Annotated in this window: 14 protein-coding genes and 1 CRISPR repeat array (1 of these 15 cut by a window edge); of the genes, 7 read left to right on the forward strand and 7 right to left on the reverse strand. The window is 54.1% G+C overall.

Annotation, left to right across the window (positions count from 1 at the left end; genetic code table 11):
- Nucleotides 1-2 precede the first annotated feature (2 nt).
- A complete protein-coding gene (gene lrp / locus ACJTMZ_RS05830; RefSeq protein ID WP_000228469.1) occupies nucleotides 3-497 on the reverse strand; it encodes a leucine-responsive transcriptional regulator Lrp in 495 nt (164 codons plus the stop codon).
- 543 nt (nucleotides 498-1,040) lie between these two features.
- Here lrp and trxB point away from each other — a divergent pair.
- The 7 genes from trxB to ACJTMZ_RS05865 all read left to right on the forward strand — a co-directional run bounded on the left by trxB (nucleotide 1,041) and on the right by ACJTMZ_RS05865 (nucleotide 8,456).
- Entirely contained in the window at nucleotides 1,041-2,009 is a 969-nt protein-coding gene (gene trxB, locus ACJTMZ_RS05835; RefSeq protein WP_252010843.1) for a thioredoxin-disulfide reductase, read from the forward strand.
- Between the two features lie 114 nt (nucleotides 2,010-2,123).
- Nucleotides 2,124-3,890: a heme ABC transporter permease/ATP-binding protein CydD gene (cydD, locus tag ACJTMZ_RS05840; protein ID WP_047364582.1), complete on the forward strand. Its 1,767-nt coding sequence runs from the start codon at nucleotides 2,124-2,126 to the stop codon at nucleotides 3,888-3,890.
- Entirely contained in the window at nucleotides 3,890-5,611 is a 1,722-nt protein-coding gene (gene cydC, locus ACJTMZ_RS05845; protein ID WP_003858307.1) for a heme ABC transporter ATP-binding protein/permease CydC, read from the forward strand. Before cydD ends, cydC begins: the two co-directional genes overlap by 1 nt.
- A 45-nt stretch (nucleotides 5,612-5,656) precedes the next feature.
- Nucleotides 5,657-6,361, forward strand: a complete 705-nt coding sequence (gene aat / locus ACJTMZ_RS05850; RefSeq protein ID WP_023296218.1) for a leucyl/phenylalanyl-tRNA--protein transferase — start codon at nucleotides 5,657-5,659, stop codon at nucleotides 6,359-6,361.
- Nucleotides 6,362-6,645: 284 nt separating this feature from the next.
- On the forward strand, nucleotides 6,646-6,864 hold the full coding sequence (infA, locus tag ACJTMZ_RS05855; RefSeq protein ID WP_002211347.1) for a translation initiation factor IF-1: 219 nt from the start codon (nucleotides 6,646-6,648) through the stop codon (nucleotides 6,862-6,864).
- A gap of 678 nt (nucleotides 6,865-7,542) precedes the next feature.
- Nucleotides 7,543-7,986 (forward strand): antitoxin Xre/MbcA/ParS toxin-binding domain-containing protein, encoded by a 444-nt coding sequence (locus ACJTMZ_RS05860; protein ID WP_023296216.1) that lies wholly within the window; start codon nucleotides 7,543-7,545, stop codon nucleotides 7,984-7,986.
- Entirely contained in the window at nucleotides 7,983-8,456 is a 474-nt protein-coding gene (locus ACJTMZ_RS05865; protein ID WP_032647883.1) for an RES family NAD+ phosphorylase, read from the forward strand. The genes ACJTMZ_RS05860 and ACJTMZ_RS05865 overlap by 4 nt, the downstream gene beginning before the upstream one ends.
- A 22-nt stretch (nucleotides 8,457-8,478) precedes the next feature.
- Here ACJTMZ_RS05865 and cas6f read toward each other — a convergent pair whose 3' ends face one another.
- The 6 genes from cas6f to cas1f are packed head-to-tail and all read right to left on the reverse strand — an operon-like array spanning nucleotide 8,479 to nucleotide 16,518.
- The gene (gene cas6f / locus ACJTMZ_RS05870; RefSeq protein WP_023296214.1) at nucleotides 8,479-9,033 is read right to left on the reverse strand and encodes a type I-F CRISPR-associated endoribonuclease Cas6/Csy4; all 555 of its coding nucleotides are present in this window, start codon (nucleotides 9,031-9,033) and stop codon (nucleotides 8,479-8,481) included.
- Nucleotides 9,034-9,042: 9 nt separating this feature from the next.
- Nucleotides 9,043-10,041, reverse strand: coding sequence for a type I-F CRISPR-associated protein Csy3 (gene csy3 / locus ACJTMZ_RS05875; protein WP_252010844.1), 999 nt, complete (start codon nucleotides 10,039-10,041; stop codon nucleotides 9,043-9,045).
- Between the two features lie 13 nt (nucleotides 10,042-10,054).
- The gene (gene csy2, locus ACJTMZ_RS05880) at nucleotides 10,055-10,990 is read right to left on the reverse strand and encodes a type I-F CRISPR-associated protein Csy2 (RefSeq protein ID WP_047056384.1); all 936 of its coding nucleotides are present in this window, start codon (nucleotides 10,988-10,990) and stop codon (nucleotides 10,055-10,057) included.
- A complete protein-coding gene (csy1, locus tag ACJTMZ_RS05885) occupies nucleotides 10,987-12,297 on the reverse strand; it encodes a type I-F CRISPR-associated protein Csy1 (protein ID WP_252010845.1) in 1,311 nt (436 codons plus the stop codon). Before csy1 ends, csy2 begins: the two co-directional genes overlap by 4 nt.
- Before the next feature lie 16 nt (nucleotides 12,298-12,313).
- On the reverse strand, nucleotides 12,314-15,538 hold the full coding sequence (gene cas3f / locus ACJTMZ_RS05890; RefSeq protein ID WP_252010846.1) for a type I-F CRISPR-associated helicase Cas3f: 3,225 nt from the start codon (nucleotides 15,536-15,538) through the stop codon (nucleotides 12,314-12,316).
- The gene (gene cas1f / locus ACJTMZ_RS05895) at nucleotides 15,535-16,518 is read right to left on the reverse strand and encodes a type I-F CRISPR-associated endonuclease Cas1f (protein ID WP_023296212.1); all 984 of its coding nucleotides are present in this window, start codon (nucleotides 16,516-16,518) and stop codon (nucleotides 15,535-15,537) included. The genes cas3f and cas1f overlap by 4 nt, the downstream gene beginning before the upstream one ends.
- Before the next feature lie 323 nt (nucleotides 16,519-16,841).
- Nucleotides 16,842-17,891: a CRISPR direct-repeat array (repeat unit 28 nt; unit sequence TTTCTAAGCTGCCTGTACGGCAGTGAAC) (it continues 117 nt past the right edge of the window).

Below are 17,891 nucleotides of genomic sequence, written 5' to 3' on the forward strand. Positions count from 1 at the left end.
TGTTAGCGCGTCTTAATAACCAGACGATTGCTCTGTTTGACCTCTTCCATCACCACATAAGTACGGGTGTCGTTCACGCCTGGCAGACGCAGCAGGGTTTCACCCAGCAGCTTACGGTAGGCGGACATATCAGGCACACGGGTTTTCAACAGGTAGTCAAAATCACCGGAAACCAGATGACACTCTTGAATTTCTTCAAGTTTTTGTACAGCGGCGTTAAATTGCTCAAACACATCTGGTGCACCACGATTCAGAGTAATCTCAACAAATACCAGAAGTGAGGCATCCAGATAATGCGGGTTCAGCAGAGCCGTATAGCCCTGAATAAAACCCTGTCTTTCCAGTCGACGCACACGCTCAAGGCACGGCGTCGGGGAAAGTCCCACACGTTTTGAAAGCTCGACGTTGGAAATACGCCCATCCTTTTGCAATTCATTAAGAATGTTACGATCGATACGGTCGAGATCTTTGCCAGGGCGCTTCTTGCTATCTACCATTATTATTGTCTCTCTGTATTCCTTCCCTACTCCTGCCTGGACCCTGTGCACATCACTGTTCAGAGCCTGGACCCGTTATTCATCACATCGCCTGGTTATGTATTAGACGCGATGTAGATTCGGGTTCTGCGGTAAGAAGACCGTTGCCCGAAAGCAGTCACAGACATCACGTATGGCGTCTGTCCACACCATGCGTAGATTTCACTGACCCGGTAAAAATGGCATTTCCGTGCATGTCTATGCGGCATGCAGTTCGTGCGTCTTTTTTTCTTCCTTGAATGTTTTCGCAAAAGCGCAGGGGATTGTCAAAGCAAAACATCGATTTTTAGTACAACATGCCGGATATTCATTACGGAGGGGTATTAATCCTCATTTTATTGCCTTATAAACGCGCGGTTTTCAGTAGCAGAAGTGATGTGACCGCCTCTGACCCATTGGGCGCGTCTATTGCATATATCGGAAGCAAAACTCTCCTGCTCTTTTTTTACGGCAACAAATTCCCTACAATCCAGCCCATTGCCTGCCAACAACAATGGGGATCTCATGGGCACGACCAAACACAGTAAGCTGCTAATCCTTGGTTCTGGACCTGCGGGATATACCGCAGCGGTCTATGCTGCACGCGCTAACCTGCAACCGGTACTGATCACCGGGATGGAAAAAGGCGGTCAGCTGACCACCACCACGGAAGTGGAAAACTGGCCTGGCGACCCGAACGACCTGACCGGGCCGCTGCTGATGGAGCGCATGCACGAGCATGCCGCCAAATTCGAAACCGAAATCCTGTTCGACCACATCAATAAAGTGGATTTGCAGAACCGTCCGTTCCGCCTGACGGGTGACAGCGGCGAATACACCTGCGATGCGCTGATCATCGCCACCGGCGCCTCTGCCCGCTATCTCGGCCTGCCGTCTGAAGAAGCGTTCAAAGGCCGCGGCGTGTCAGCCTGCGCGACCTGCGACGGTTTCTTCTATCGCAACCAGAAAGTTGCGGTTATCGGCGGCGGCAACACCGCTGTGGAAGAAGCGCTGTATCTGGCAAATATTGCCTCAGAAGTACACCTGATTCACCGTCGCGACACCTTCCGCGCGGAGAAGATCCTGATTAAACGCCTGATGGACAAAGTGGCGAGCGGCAACATTGTGCTGCATACCAACCGTACGCTGGAAGAAGTGACTGGCGATCAGATGGGCGTGGCGGGACTGCGTATCCGTGATACCCAGAACACCGATAACGTCGAAACGCTGGAAGTGGCAGGCCTGTTTGTGGCAATCGGTCACAGCCCGAACACGTCTATCTTTGAAGGCCAGCTGGAGCTGGAGAACGGCTACATCAAAGTGCAGTCTGGCATTCACGGCAACGCCACCCAGACCAGCGTTCCGGGTGTCTTCGCAGCTGGCGACGTGATGGACCATATTTATCGTCAGGCGATCACTTCTGCGGGCACCGGTTGTATGGCCGCGCTGGACGCAGAACGCTACCTGGACGGGCTGGCTGAACAAGGCAAATAATCTTTACAAGTCAGTAACAAACGTAAATAAAGGCGGCCACTGGTCGCCTTTATTTTTGCTCGCGTGTAACATGCAGAGGTCTAATTTCTTATAACGTCACCTGCAAAGTACGCAATGGAAAAAACCCGTCAACAAGAGTTAACCCGCTGGCTGAAACAGCAAAGCGTTCTGTCCCGCCGCTGGCTTATGATTTCCCGCGTTCTGGGATTCATCAGCGGTCTGTTGATTGTTGCCCAGGCATGGCTGCTGGCCCGCATTCTCAATCATATGATCATGGAGAACATTCCGCGCGAAGCGCTGCTGTTGCCGTTTATCGTTCTGGTGCTGGTTTTCGTTCTGCGTGCGTGGGTGGTCTGGCTGCGCGAGCGGGTTGGATTCCATGCCGGGCAGCACATCCGCTATGAGATCCGCCGCAAGGTGCTCGACCGGCTTTCGGAAGCCGGGCCTGCGTGGATCCAGGGCAAACCGGCTGGTAGCTGGGCGACGCTGATCCTTGAGCAAATCGACGATATGCACGATTACTACGCGCGTTATCTTCCCCAGATGGCGCTGGCGGTGTTTGTGCCCCTGATGATTGTTATCGCCATCTTCCCTGTTAACTGGGTGGCGGCGTTGATCCTGCTGGGCACCGCCCCGCTCATCCCGCTGTTTATGGCGATGGTCGGCATGGGTGCGGCAGATGCTAACCGTCGTAACTTCCTGGCGTTGGGTCGGTTGAGCGGTCATTTCCTGGACCGTCTGCGCGGAATGGAAACCCTGCGGATCTTCGGTCGTGGTGAAGCGGAAACCGAAAACATTCGCCTGGCGTCGCAGGATTTCCGTCAGCGCACCATGGAAGTGTTGCGCATGGCCTTTCTCTCATCTGGCGTGCTCGAATTTTTCACCTCCCTGTCGATTGCGCTGGTGGCGGTTTACTTTGGCTTCTCCTACCTCGGCGCGCTGGACTTTGGCCACTACGGTACGGCGGTCACGCTTTCCGCCGGGTTCCTGGCGCTGATCCTGGCCCCGGAATTTTTCCAGCCGCTTCGCGATCTCGGCACCTTTTACCATGCCAAAGCGCAGGCGGTGGGTGCTGCCGACAGCCTGAAAACCTTCATGGAAACGCCGCTGGCGAATCCGGAGCGTGGTGAGGTAACGCTGAATACGAACGATCCAGTGACCATTGAAGCACAGGATTTTTCTGTTCTGTCGCCTGAAGGCAAAGTGCTGGCCGGTCCGCTGAACTTTACCCTGCCTGCCGGGCAACGTGTGGTGCTGGTGGGTACCAGCGGCTCAGGTAAAAGCTCATTGTTGAATGCGCTGTCAGGTTTTATGGCGTACACCGGATCGCTGCGTATCAACAAAACGGAGCTGCGCGAGCTCGATCCGGATGCCTGGCGTAAACAGCTGAGTTGGGTGGGGCAAAACCCTCAGCTGCCAGCTCCGACGCTGCGCGAGAATGTGCTGCTGGCACGCCCGGATGCGCGTGAAGATGAGCTGCAATCGGTCCTCGACCGCGCCTGGGTCAGCGAGTTTCTGCCGCTGCTTGCGCAGGGTGTCGATACCGTCATTGGCGATCAGTCTGCCGGGCTGTCAGTTGGCCAGGCACAGCGCGTCGCGGTCGCCCGTGCGCTGCTGAATCCCTCTTCGCTAATGCTGCTGGACGAACCTGCGGCCAGCCTGGACGCTCACAGCGAGCAGCGCGTGATGGATGCGCTTAACGCAGCCTCACGCCAGCAAACCACCATGATGGTGACTCACCAGCTGGAAGGGATTGCCGACTGGGATCAGATCTGGGTGATGGAAAACGGACACATTGTTGAACAAGGCGATTACGCCGCGCTTGTTGCCGCGCAGGGGCCGTTTGCGACCCTGCTGGCGAACCGTCAGGAGGATATCTGATGCGCGCCCTGCTTCCGTATCTTGCACTGTATAAACGCCACAAATGGATGCTGACGCTCGGGATCGTGCTGGCGATCGTTACTCTGCTGGCCAGCATCGGTCTGCTTACGCTTTCCGGCTGGTTCCTCTCCGCGTCTGCGGCCGCAGGCTTTGCCGGGCTGTACAGCTTTAACTACATGCTGCCTGCCGCCGGGGTGCGCGGCACGGCGATTACGCGAACTGCCGGACGCTACTTCGAACGTCTGGTCAGCCACGACGCGACCTTCCGCGTGCTGCAACACCTGCGTATTTACACCTTCAGCAAACTGCTGCCCCTCTCCCCTGCCGGGCTGGCACGTTTTCGACAGGGCGAATTACTCAACCGCGTGGTCGCAGATGTGGATACGCTGGATCACCTCTATCTGCGCGTCATTTCACCTATGGTGGGCGCGTTTGTAGTGATTGTCGTGGTCACGCTGGGGTTGAGTTTCCTGGATGTTCCCATCGCACTGACGCTCGGCGGCATCATGCTGATGACGCTGATTATTCTGCCGCCCCTGTTTTATCGTGCAGGTAAAACCACCGGGGAAAACCTGACGCGCCTGCGAGGGGAATATCGCCAGCAGCTCACCGCCTGGTTGCAGGGACAGGCCGAGCTCACCCTTTTTGGTGCCAGCAAACGGTACCGCGCCCGCATGGAAAATACGGAGCTGAACTGGCATGAAGCCCAGCGGCGCCAGTCTGAACTGACCGCGTTCTCCCAGGCGCTGATGATGTTAATTGGTGGGATTGCCGTTATCGCCATGCTCTGGATGGCCTCCGGTGGCGTGGGCGGTAACGCGCAGCCTGGCCCGCTGATTGCGCTGTTTGTTTTCTGTGCCCTGGCAGCCTTTGAAGCCTTAGCCCCGGTCACGGGCGCCTTTCAGCATCTCGGCCAGGTGATTGCCTCTGCGCTGCGCATTACGGATATTGCCGAGCAGGAGCCGGAAGTGAAGTTCAGCGCGGGTCAAACCGCTGTGCCAGAGCAGGTCGCGCTGACGCTCAGCAATGTCACTTTCGCCTACGACAAGCAGGCGCAAAACGCGCTGGAAGACATCACCCTTTCTGTTGATGCCGGGCAGCGCATTGCGATCCTTGGCCGTACGGGATGTGGGAAATCGACACTTCTGCAACTTCTCACGCGCGCGTGGGATCCACAGCAGGGCGAGATTCGGTTTAACGACGTTCCGCTGTCTGGTTTTAGCGAAGCGGCCTTGCGTAAAACGGTCAGCGTCGTGCCCCAGCGGGTGCATCTGTTCAGCGCTACGCTGCGCGATAATCTTCTTCTGGCGGCACCAGACGCCTCCGACGATACGCTGCGGGCAATGCTGGAGCAGGTTGGGCTGCACAAGCTGCTTGAAGACGACGGGTTGAACAGCTGGCTGGGTGAAGGGGGTCGACAGCTTTCCGGCGGCGAACTGCGTCGTCTGGCCATTGCGCGTGCGCTGCTGCACGATGCGCCGCTGATGCTGCTGGATGAACCGACAGAAGGACTGGATGCCACGACAGAGAGCCAAATCCTTGATTTACTGGCGAATGTGATGAAAGGTAAAACCGTGCTGATGGTCACGCACCGTCTGCGCGGGCTGGTGAATTTCGATCAGATAATTGTGATGGACAACGGACACATAATTGAGCAAGGTAGTCACGCAGAGCTGCTGGCAAAACAAGGTCGCTACTACCAGTTTAAACAGCGCCTGTAGACTATATTTGTAGCGTCCTCTCTCGCGTACTGGAGTTCTGTTGTCATGCGCCTGGTGCAGCTTTCTCGCCATAATATTGCGTTCCCTTCTCCGGAGGGGGCGCTGCGTGAACCTAACGGCTTGCTGGCTCTGGGCGGCGATCTCAGCCCGGCACGGCTCTTAATGGCTTACCAGCGCGGCATCTTTCCGTGGTTTTCTCCTGGCGACCCGATCTTATGGTGGTCTCCCGACCCGCGAGCCGTGCTGTGGCCTGGGCAGTTTCACCTGAGTCGCAGCATGAAGCGTTTTCATGCAAAATCACCCTTTCGCGTCACGCTTAATCACGCCTTCGGCCAGGTTATCGAAGGCTGCGCTGAAGATCGTCACGAAGGCACCTGGATAACCCGCGATATCATTATCGCCTATCACCAGCTTCATGAGCTGGGTTACGCGCATTCGATCGAAGTGTGGAGCGGGGACGACCTCGTCGGGGGCATGTACGGCGTGGCGCAGGGTACGCTGTTCTGCGGCGAGTCGATGTTCTCCCGCTCCACGAATGCGTCGAAAACCGCGCTGCTGGTTTTTAGCCAGGAATTTGCCCGACGTGGAGGACAGTTAATGGATTGTCAGGTGCTGAATGAGCATACCGCCTCGCTCGGCGCCGTTGAAATCTCCCGCCGACACTATATCGAACACCTGGAACAGTGCCGAAAGGAGACCCTACCACGCGATTTTTGGGTTCCCAGAACGCTCTTTATACCCAATGCCTAAATGTTTTCCGCATATTTTTTATGAGGGTGTTATAATTACGCCGCAGAGTAGCTTCTGCCTGTTGCCCCGCCGCCGTTTGGGACCCTCGCTTCAGATAACGTCCTTACGTTTATCCTGTCGTCTCCCCTTTACGAATGCGCTTTCCGTTCGGTTGTACCGTGACGCTTGGGCAATACGCTGAGACTGTTTTGCTGCGTTTTAAACGCGCAATTCTTTACTTAATTGAGGAATTTCGGCATTATCTTGCCGGTTCAAAACTTGGTAGTGATACCCCAGAGGATTAGATGGCCAAAGAAGACAATATTGAAATGCAGGGTACCGTACTTGATACGTTGCCTAATACCATGTTTCGCGTAGAACTGGAAAACGGTCACGTGGTAACTGCGCACATCTCCGGTAAAATGCGCAAAAACTATATCCGCATTTTGACGGGCGACAAAGTGACTGTTGAACTGACCCCGTACGACCTGAGCAAAGGCCGCATTGTCTTCCGTAGTCGCTAATTGTTTTCGCCTGTAATGGCAGATGAATATTAAATAAGGCCGGGATATTCCCGGCCTTATTTTTTGTTAGTACAGTCGATTATTTGAACGATTGGTTGGGTTTTGTTTCGGCTTTAGTGTTGGTTGTGCGGTGGTGCACACAATAAAATCACACAGCCTTACACTCGATGATTTCTAAGCTGCCTGTACGGCAGTGCACGGATGATTCAGACGCGCGGCCGCCCGGTAACCTTTCTAAGCTGCCTGTACGGCAGTGCACGCTTCATCAACAAGCTTATGAGCAAAGCCGATTTTCTAAGCTGCCTGTACGGCAGTGCACTTTGCCCTAACGGCATAGTCGCTGTCGCTGTTTTTCTAAGCTGCCTGTACGGCAGTGCACATTCGCAGCTGCAAGGATGCGTCACTCAGCATTTTCTAAGCTGCCTGTACGGCAGTGCACTGAAATAATATCTCTCCACCATCATGATTTTCATACAAAAAAAGCTAAAATCTCTGCTCAAACCCTTTTTTTGCGCTACAGGATATTTTACCGAAAAATCAATGCATTACATTTTGGTCAAAAATTAGGGTCAACTCCCATCCTTCTTTTACCCCACCCTGAACAAAAAACACCCGTTCCATACCCCCTAACAAATGGCTATACTTACTCATGACAAATGACATCACTCAGGAGGTATCATGAGAACATGGGTTCCTGCGCAAAGGCCGGCTGATAACACGCTGTGGCGCTACGCCGGTTTACCTGCAAGCAGAGGCATGCGGCTGATTGAATATCTCAATCAAGGATTACCCGTCAGCGTCCTCGACAATATTCACGAGTGGACGGACATGTCGAAAGCGGAGATTTTACGCGTCACGGGAATTAACGAGCGTAACGTTGCCCGCCGCAAAAGTACGGGCCGGACGCTGACGCCCGACGAGAGCGAACGTGTGGCGCGTTTCGTTCGGGTACTGGATGCGGCCGTCGATTATTTCGGCAGTAAAGAAGAGGCATGGAACTGGTTGCAGTTACCGGTACGTGGGCTTGGCAATGTTGCGCCTGTCGATCTGATTGCCACGGAAACCGGTGCGCTGGAAGTTACCGATTTGATTGGTCGGCTGGAGCACGGAGTGTTCGCATGATTTTTTATCGTCTGGTGACAGGACGTTTTGCCAGCGAAGCGTGGAGTGGCAGTGGTGCAAACCAGTATGGCGGACGCTGGAATCATAAAGGCCATCCTGCCGTGTATGTCTCCACCTCCATCTCGCTGGCTTCACTGGAAATTCTGGTGCATGTCAGAAAAGACACCGTGCTGAACCAGTACCAGCTTTTCAGCATTAATATCCCGGATGATCAGATTGATTACCTGGATAAAGCGTGGCTGCCCGAGGACTGGCAGGAAAATCCGGCGCCCGTATCAACGATGGATTTGGGTACCGGTTGGTTGCAGGCTAACAGCGCTCTCGCACTCATCTTACCCTCCTGCATCATTCCCTATGAAAACAACGCCATACTTAATCCATTGCATCCGGCATTCCGCAAAGCACTTAATTCTGTTGAGTTACTGCCTTTTAATTTTGATACCCGTCTCGCAGAAAAAACCGCACCCTGAAAGCTGATGCGGCTGTGATTTATCAGAACCAGGGAACTGTCGCTGTCGCGCTGAGTCCGTAGGTTGAAAACATGCCAACCACCGGTGCGGAAAGCAACTCACCATGACGGATAAAAAGCCTGAAAGACTGGCCCGTCGAGAGGCTACGTAAATTGAGCCAGGGTAAATCGGTCCTCGCTTCCTCCATTGTGCGTATCCTTTGCTGCGCCTCTTCTTCGGTTATCCAACCTTTTTTTACCGAACGACGCATAAGCCGCGGCGCGCTGCTTTTCACCTGGACACGGGATACGCATCGCCAGTGATATACCTCTGGCACGGCTTTAATTGCCGAGCACAGACAGTAATCGCTCAGACCTTTTCGCCATGCCAGCGATTCGAGTTCGCTTAACGCCTGGTGTTCGCCGTGCAGGCGTAACACCGCGCCGGGCTTAATACCGTGCGCAGGGAAGCTAACGCCAATATCCCCTTTCCCTCGCTGACCCAGCGCACGATGAAGTTTGGCCATCAGCGCGGCCATTAGCATCTCCTCGCTAAACTCCGGGTCGGGCAGCACGCGGATCTCAATGTAGTGATCCATAATCACTCCTTACTCGCCCTTCTCGCCGAAGACACCGCCACGGATCAGTACGGCCATCACATAATGCTGCTGCTCAACGTCGGGTTCCTGCCCTTTCGTCACCCAGTTATCGAGAAGCGTGTAGAAGTCCATTTTCTCTTTTGGCTGACGGCAGGCCACGCCGCGGCTGGTGACCGATCCATACGGTTCAACGGCTATCGCGCCAAGTTCATCCACCTTTGAATGCCAGGTATCGATCGTCCGAATCGCATTGCCGATTTTCTGCGAGTGCATGCCAGCCACATTATCAACCTGATACAGCAGGCGACTCTTACTGCTGTTGCTGTCAAGAACCAGCTCCTGCGACGGGAAGATCTCCTGTCCGGCACCGAGCAACACCTGCGCCTCTACGTTCAGCAGCACAAATCCCTCACCGCTAAGCCCTTTTTCAATTTCCTGCGCCAGCGCTTCAAGATCCTTATCGCTTGCAGAAAAATCTCGCAGTGCGTAGCAATAAGCATCAAACGTCCACGTTTTACAGCCCGTCACACGCACGATAATTTTTTCAGCGCCGACGCGGTTACGCCATAAAAAACGCCCGTTCGCCAGGTTAGTTGCATAGCGGCGCGCCAGTTCTGCAAAGCCGTGTTCACTGATATAGCCGTCAATAACCTGCTGAAGCGCATCCTGATAGGCGCGGTCATTACACACGGAAGGCGTGGACAGGTTGCCCAGCACGCGTAGGGTAAACTTCACCTGTAAGGTGTCGGCGTCTGCGGGCAGCGCAGCCACATCCACCCTCTGGAGGTTAGCTTTCTGGATCTCGGCATCCAGTTTTGCCGGATCGTTAGTAAGCGCGTTCTTCAGGCGGTTGGAAATCGTGCCACGCACTGCTTTTTCCTGAATGCAGATGGGTTGCCAGGTTTCCCCCTGCCAGCTTCCGGAATACATCACTGCATCCGACGTCGCCAGTTTACGTTCAAATGCCAGAACAGATGCCGTTTTAACGGCAGTTGGAGCCTTTGCCATAGCTAAATCCTTTTTATTTTAAATGTGCAGATGTCACCGGCGCGCCCGCGCCCTGACAGTAATAGCCCGTTTCTGTCGTATGAAAACGCCAGAAAATTTCATTAAGAGACTGAATCCGGTGCAGACCGCACCACTCGCCCACGCCATACACCGCCTCCGTAAACGCAAAGGGTGTTTCTGCATCACGTGCGTTAGTTACCATGCCGGGGGAATAGAGTTCAGAAATCCGCTGATAGCCAGTCATTAAGGGCACCAGATACCCGGGGTTAGGTTTCGGAACATAGTGCCAGTTTGCCGGTTCGCCCTCACGGATGTCGCCCTCCTCTGGCGTTTCAGCCTGAAACTTCAACGCAGCGAAATCGAGCCAGGCATCAAGCAGCGAGGTATTGGGGTCGCTCTCAAGAAGCGTTTGATAATGTTCCCCCAGCCAGCTGCTGCGATCGCGTAAGGCAAATCCGGGCATCAGCTGCCACTGCAACCGACACATGTCACGACTGTCCGACGGCATTGCCATGACGGTAATAGCCTGAATATCGACGATGATGCCGCCCGCCAGCCTGAGCGTCGGGCAAACCTGGCTGAGATGCTCTGCCAGATCGCGCTGCCCGTACTCGCCATTAGGGATTTCCCCATGGCATTCCAGCAGCAACGAAACCGTCATATGCATCCGGCCCTCTTCATTAAAGGAGGCTGTTTTCGCGTCCCGAGTGAGCGGATTGCGCGTCAGGGCAAACTGATAATCACGACCGGATGTATGCGCGTGGATCTGGTGCTCATGGCTGACGACAGCACAGCCATCGATTTTTAGCCCGTGTGTTTCCGTCAGCTTGCGTGATAACGCATGGGAAAATCCCAGAAAATGGGTGATGGCGGGAAAACCATACGTCAGGCCAGCAATGGCGTTGGCGTTTTCAACTCTGATGCGGCGAAGCAGGATCAGTGAGCTCATTTCAGCGCCTCCTGAATGATTTTTTCCATCTCGCGGAGGTTAGAGCGTAAACGTTCGCGAGTTTCCCATTCACGTTTTTCCACGGCACCTAAATCCGGCATCGCCTTGCGCAGACGTGCGTTCAGCCACAGGGCAAAATCTTCTGCCACAGCGCCCTGCCAGTCGTCCTTTTCTCTCTCAAGTCGGAAGGCTTCGTCTGTTTTTGTGCGCCAGGGATCGAGCCAAAGCTGTTGATGAGGTTTCAGATTGGGGCAGTTAAGCGTCCAGTTTTGCCAGGCTTCGCGTTGAAGTTCAGATGCAATTTCGAACAGCAGATCGATAAGCATATTGATATAACCATCACGAGCCTCGCGAATACGAAAACTGGTGTAACTGCCCGTTTTCGTGAGCAAGGAAACCAGCAACTGAATTTGACTCCTGGCACGACGGTCAAACTGCCCACCCGAGGTGAAAACAGAACGTAGATTTGTTGGCGCCTTTTCTGCTCTTTTCCCCTGCGGAGGCTGACAGGATAGTAGCCAGCACCGCCCACCGCGCACGCTGTTGAGATAGGAAATATTTTGCGGTTTAGTACCGCCGAAGTGTATTTCCGCCGCATCCGGGAATAGCGTCAGCGGAGTGGGATGCCATGTTTTCTCACGTCGTGCTTTCCAGATGGCTTTAACTTCATCGCCAAAACGGAAGGCAATCATTTTCTGATGCATGGCGTGTACAAGCGAGGTAGCGAATAACGGGCTTAAGAGGTGATAACCTTCCCCTACCGGAAAATACCCCTGTTTCGCCAGCTTGTGCGAAGCTGGTTCTCCGGGGATTAACGCACGGGAAAACCCCGCAATCCACTCCCTCAGTTGATTCTCGTCATCGGCAAAAGCGGCCAACGCAGCGTGATCGCCCCGTTTCAGGCTTGCCAGAAGGGAGTCGCCACCGTCAACCCGCGTTTGCAGCAGCTTTGCGACATCCAGCGCAGCGGCGTTTCCCACCGCATCCGGTTCCAGACCTGACAACGCAGCGGTGCTGAGATACCCTTCCTGCGCCACTGCCTCGCTGTAAATACTGCTACTTTTTGAATCCCCGTGGGTAAATTTCGCCGCATGGGTCACGAGGTTAATTTGTCCGGCCCGCTTCGCGGCATCCGTCAGCCATGCTTTCGGTTCATAGCGAAGCTCCAGCTCCCGGCGTTCTGCCGCAAGCGTTGCGCTATCTGTATCGCTGCGCTTTGCGGCCTCTTTATCAAATGCTTCCAGCTTTGTTTGCCGTCGTCCGGCAATGTACTCAGCGATGAAAGCGCTTAGTGCTTCAACTGACATACTCGCTCCTGGCTCTTTATAGATATTCCCTGAACACACCCAATACCGGGTGATACAGCCATTCCTCTGTCTCTTCTTTTCTTTCGTCCCTCAGCGTGATTTCGCCATAACGACGCGATACCGCCCCCAACTCCATCTGCTTTTCATCCGCCAGCGCCTGTAATACCTCGGCATAATCAATTGCAATCCACGGCTCAACGCCATCAGCCATGAATAACGGCTGTATGCAAAATCGTCCCGCAGGTTTTAACACCCCGTCTTCCTGCATCAGGCAAAATTCAGGTTCATCGCCCTCCTCTTCCATACTCAAAAAGAACGAGGCCTGAGCTGAAGCGCGTCGAAATGGTGTCCGTTTCTGAAGCTCACCGTTCCAGGTCAGCGGCAACCGCCACCACAATGCGGCGACCGCATCTGAGTTATCGCCGCCTTCCAGCAGTGCGGCACGCAACCGGGTGTGCTCCAGCGCCGCAAGGGCATTGCCGGGGACATCCTCAGCGATGCGCGGAATCGCATTCAGGGTGCGATAGCCTTCTTCATCGATCAGTGCATGGAGGTCATGATGAGGCAGCAGATGCTGCCCGGTTTCAAAACCGGGTCGGCAGTAGGCAACCTTTTCCCCGCGAAGCGCGCGGACGTTGCGATCCAGAATTACCAGGTTTTCGCTCTCAGGAGCGATCTGACGATGGCGCTGAATACGTCCCGCAAACTGAATAAGTGAACGCATTGAGCTCGGCTCAATAATCCCCCAGTCGGCATCAAAATCGCGCCCGACCTCCAGAACGGATGTTCCGAGCACGACAAAAAGATGATGTTGTTCCTGCGATGCCAGCGCCTGCTTAACTTCAGGCAACTGCCAGATCCGCTCCGGCTCGTGCCGCGTAAATGCACAATCGAGTCGTTTTTCAATCGCCGCCCGCACCGCCAGCGGATGCTGGCTGTGATAAACGCAGTAATGGATGCAGTAATTATCCGGGGAGGGTAATGCCATCAGCGTTTGCGCGACGGCAACCAGCGGATTGATATTGGCCATCCGCACCAGACCAAACGACACGCTTTTGCCTGCGTTATGCGTGCTGTGATGAAGGCCGTGCAGCGCTATCATTTGCTGGCGTAGCGTCTGAGCCAGCGCGGAGACAACATCTGTCTTGCTGGAAGATTGCGGCTCCACGGCTGCCAGTTTCCCCAGACGAACCCGCGGCTGCTCAGGCAGACGTTTGATCCGCTGGCGAACAAAATCGCCATGCGTCCGGCGAAAATGCGCGTCGTCGGCCACATCCTGCGACTGCGCGCCATACTCATCAAACCAGGCGCAGCAGATATTCATCGGTCTGTCAGACTGACCGCATGCGGCCTGCCAGGCTTTGCGCCCTTCCCGATAGGCTTCAAACAGCGCTTCCGTTAGCGCGGGCGGCAGCGTCGCGGAGGAAAGCAGCACCCGGGAACCGAGCATTCCGGCCCAGTTCACCAGTCGACAAAGGGCGTGCAAATCATCAATGTCGAAATCGTCAGGCTCATCAAGCACCAGATCGCTGGTCAGCAGACGCAGCATGGCAGGGATCTGCCTGCCGCCACGCACGCCTTCCGTTGCCGGCATCAGGTGATCGATCGTTGTCACCAGCACCGGCGCGCTGACCAGGCGATTAAGCGCGGGTTCTTTCGACAGCCACTGCTGCGCCGTGCCGCCGCTCGTCGCGCCTTCATAATGGACATAATGATGGCTGGCGAAAAACGCTTCATCGCTGGCGCTGTTGTTATCTTCCGTATCGTTCCCCTGGTAAAGCTCCTTCACCGCTGCCGCACCGGTCACGACGGCCAGTGTGTCATCGTCCAGCCCCAGGCGAGACTGCAACGCATGTCCCGTCTGTAGCGTTAAGGTCCGCAACCCCAGCGCGACGCTAAAGCGGCATCCCTCCTGCTCGTCTGCCAGAGCGTACATAATCCGGGCGTTGGCAAAGGTTTTACCGCATCCGGTCGAGGCCATATTGATGCCAAAAAAGCCCTGCTCAGCACTTTTATCCCGTAGCGAAGAGGCGACATCCCAGGCCTTGTTTTGCCAGAAAAAACGCGGATCTTTCGCCCTTTCCCTGAACGCTTTATGTCGGGCGATGGCGGGTAATGCGCGCCGTAATGTGGGAAGGGAACGACCCATCAGCAGAGCATGATGCGCCACGCCCACGTTATGTTCATCCAGCTTTTGGTTAGGCTCGGGATTACTGTTGGCCCAGATCTGGACAGCGTAGTCCTGCCAACCTGAATACGCAGGCTGCGACGAGTAGAAATGATCTGCCAGCATCAGCGACAGACGCGAAAGATGGAGAGTAAACAGGTTATCAAGCGACCCAAAGTCAAGTAACGCGGGGGTATTCCTGATACGTTTGCCAATCTGTCGGGCTTTCTCGCGCCAGGTTTTACTTCTTAGCGGCGTGCCGTGAGGGAATTTCCAGACATTTTTTAAATCACGCTCTTTCCACTGATGTTTTTCGGTGGATTTATGATTAAGCGAGTTCCAGTCTGCGTTCAGCTGTCGCTCAAGCCAGCCATCGCAGTACAGTAATTGTGGCTCTGCCGAATGGGACTGCGGTAAACGATGGTGCGACAGCATCAGCCAGGCCACCACTCGCGCCAGAGGGGGCAGGTGACCCAGCGGACTGCCGCTTTTTTCCGGCGTATCCATCGTCAGGGCTTTCAGCATGGCTTTTTCGTCAGTTGCCTTGAGATGTTCCAGCGAGGCCAGCCACTGCGCATCGGTTTGTTGCCCGACAAAAGCCTGAAACAGACGCACCGAAATCCATTCGTGTCGGTATGGCTGAAAACGGTGCTTACTCTCTTTCAGCAGCGTTTGCTGGAAGCACATCCCCGCTTTGCCAAAATCGTGAAACAGCCCGGCAATCGCCGCCAGCAAGGCGATGCTTTCTGCACTGTGCCAGCGGTGTTCGCTGTCATTGCGGATAATTTGCAGCGTCGTACGATTTGTTGGCACGCGCCCTTGCGCGTTAAAGCGACGCAAATTCCCGACTATCCACAGCAGTTCGGTTTGACCGTTTTTTTTCAGCCAGTGGCAGGCCACAGCGGTATTACGTCGCGCAGTTTTACGCAGCAGCTTGCGCAGTGTTATGGCACCTTCCATCGTAATCGTCGTCTGCCACGCCGCGTCTCCAGTGCGCTCAGCAAACTGATCGATAATCTGACAGCTTTGCTCGCGCGCACGTTTGGTACACCGAGAGATAATCAGCACATTCATTTTGTGCTCCCCGCCAGCGACTGCGAGGTTTCCTGCAACGTGGTAATCATCACATCCAGCGCATCGGCCTGCTGAAAGGCATTAATACAGCGCTGGCGAAACTGTTGATTATCTTCACCCTCCATAGCCGCAATAAATGCCTGCGGCATAACGAGGGCGTCTTTGATTAAATCGGCAATATCAAAAACCAGCCCGCCGCGTCGGGTTTTGCCATGCATCACCGCCAGACCGTGCGGAATGCCCGTCACCCAGGCCGCGACCGCCGCCAGCCCGTAGGCCAGATAATTACCCTGATCGAGAAAACGGTTTGCCATATCCGCCCCGCCACCCCGTTTGGCTCGGGTAAAATTGCCGTAACCTGTCGTCTGGCTGGTTAGTTTATAGAGCGATTTCGTGAGCTGGGCTTCCTGGAGCATCAGAGAGGTGTGGTCCTGAGCCTTTTCCATACCCTGTCTGGCACGTTCGAGGAGAGTATTCAGAGCATCTTTATCTGGCTGAAAGGCCATTTCGCGCTGCATCCGCAACCCTGACCACTGTTTTTCAATTTGTTGTAATCGAATAAACTGAAAGTGTTTTGCCGCCTGCAAGCGCTTTTCTTCGTCAAACCAGAAGGAGACCCAGTTCTGTAAATATCCCGTCGAGCGATATTCACTCTGCGGGCATAGCCAGGAGACATCAATATCCACTTCATTCGCGGAATAAAGTGGCGTGCCATCCGTGCCACAAAAACCGACCATTACTCCCGCTCGCGCGAACTCCCGCATCGCCATTTGCGTAACGGATGTTCCCATTCCCAACATTACCGCCGTCGTATTAGCGATGGGAATATTCCAGTAAAAAGACTCTTTACCTTCCTGAGTGACATATTCAACGCGTCCACCATTTACCTGAATACGACATTTCTCCAGGTAATAGATATTGGCACGTTTTGAATGAAGAATGGTTTTTAAGTCGGATGGGGTAATGCTGTTCGCTGGCATAGCAAGTGCTTTTTATTTCAATGTGTTGAATGCGGGGTATGTTAGCGGAGATAAGATGAAGACAAATGTGACGCGTATCAAATGAATAATAATTATCGGAGTGTCGAGATAAAAAATCTCTGACATATTTAATGTATTATTTTTATGAATAATATATGTGAGGGAATATGGTTGTCGGATGAATGAGTATTGAGTTTATTAAAAATACAACGAGGATTGTGGTGATGATTGTGGATTTTAAAATAGTTGGAGTGAATGTTTGGGGAGTATGCAGCCTGTACGGCGGTGAACGTGCTCAGTAACTAACATCCAGCAAGACAAATTTTCTAAGCTGCCTGTACGGCAGTGAACGCCAGCGGGCATGGAACATGTTAAGCGTTCGTTTTCTAAGCTGCCTGTACGGCAGTGAACATGCCGGTTTCGGTCAGGTTGCCGTGGCCAACTATCTAAGCTGCCTGCACGGCAGTGAACTTAAAAGAGTGGATGATTTATGGAACGAGACTTTTCTAAGCTGCCTGCACGGCAGTGAACATCGCGTATCCAGCCAGGCGAGTATGGTTTTCTTTCTAAGCTGCCTGCACGGCAGTGAACAAATTCATCAGTCAGAGCTGCTACGTTTTCGATTTCTAAGCTGCCTGCACGGCAGTGAACAATTCATCAGTCAGAGCTGCTACATTTTCGATTTTCTAAGCTGCCTGCACGGCAGTGAACGGGAGAAAAGAGAGGCTGCCTGGTAACGACGATTTCTAAGCTGCCTGCACGGCAGTGAACCCGATACGGACCTGACGCAGCTTCATGCCCTTTTTCTAAGCTGCCTGCACGGCAGTGAACCCAGCTCACAAAGCGCCAGGAAAAGTTAAAACTTTCTAAGCTGCCTGTACGGCAGTGAACTCCCACGCCAGCAGTTGAACGATGAATCCAGTTTTCTAAGCTGCCTGTACGGCAGTGAACCAGTTCTCGCATGGCGTTCTGGAGCTTTTGCATTTCTAAGCTGCCTGTACGGCAGTGAACCATTGGCCAGCGCCTGTAATATCTCGGCATAATTTCTAAGCTGCCTGTACGGCAGTGAACAAAAGGCGAAAATTAGCGGACAGTCTGAATGTTTCTAAGCTGCCTGTACGGCAGTGAACATATCATCTGCGGTTGGCTTCGCGCTGGCTGATTTCTAAGCTGCCTGTACGGCAGTGAACAGCGACCAGGTGAAGCGTAGGATGGGCTACAATTTCTAAGCTGCCTGTACGGCAGTGAACACTTACCCCGCGCCACCGTACCAGAGGGGATCTTTCTAAGCTGCCTGTACGGCAGTGAACTCATGTGCGGCTCCGTAGGTTTTGCCGATACGTTTCTAAGCTGCCTGTACGGCAGTGAACGTT

It is taken from the genome of Enterobacter sp. DN (assembly GCF_046054285.1).
Taxonomy (GTDB): domain Bacteria; phylum Pseudomonadota; class Gammaproteobacteria; order Enterobacterales; family Enterobacteriaceae; genus Enterobacter; species Enterobacter hormaechei_C.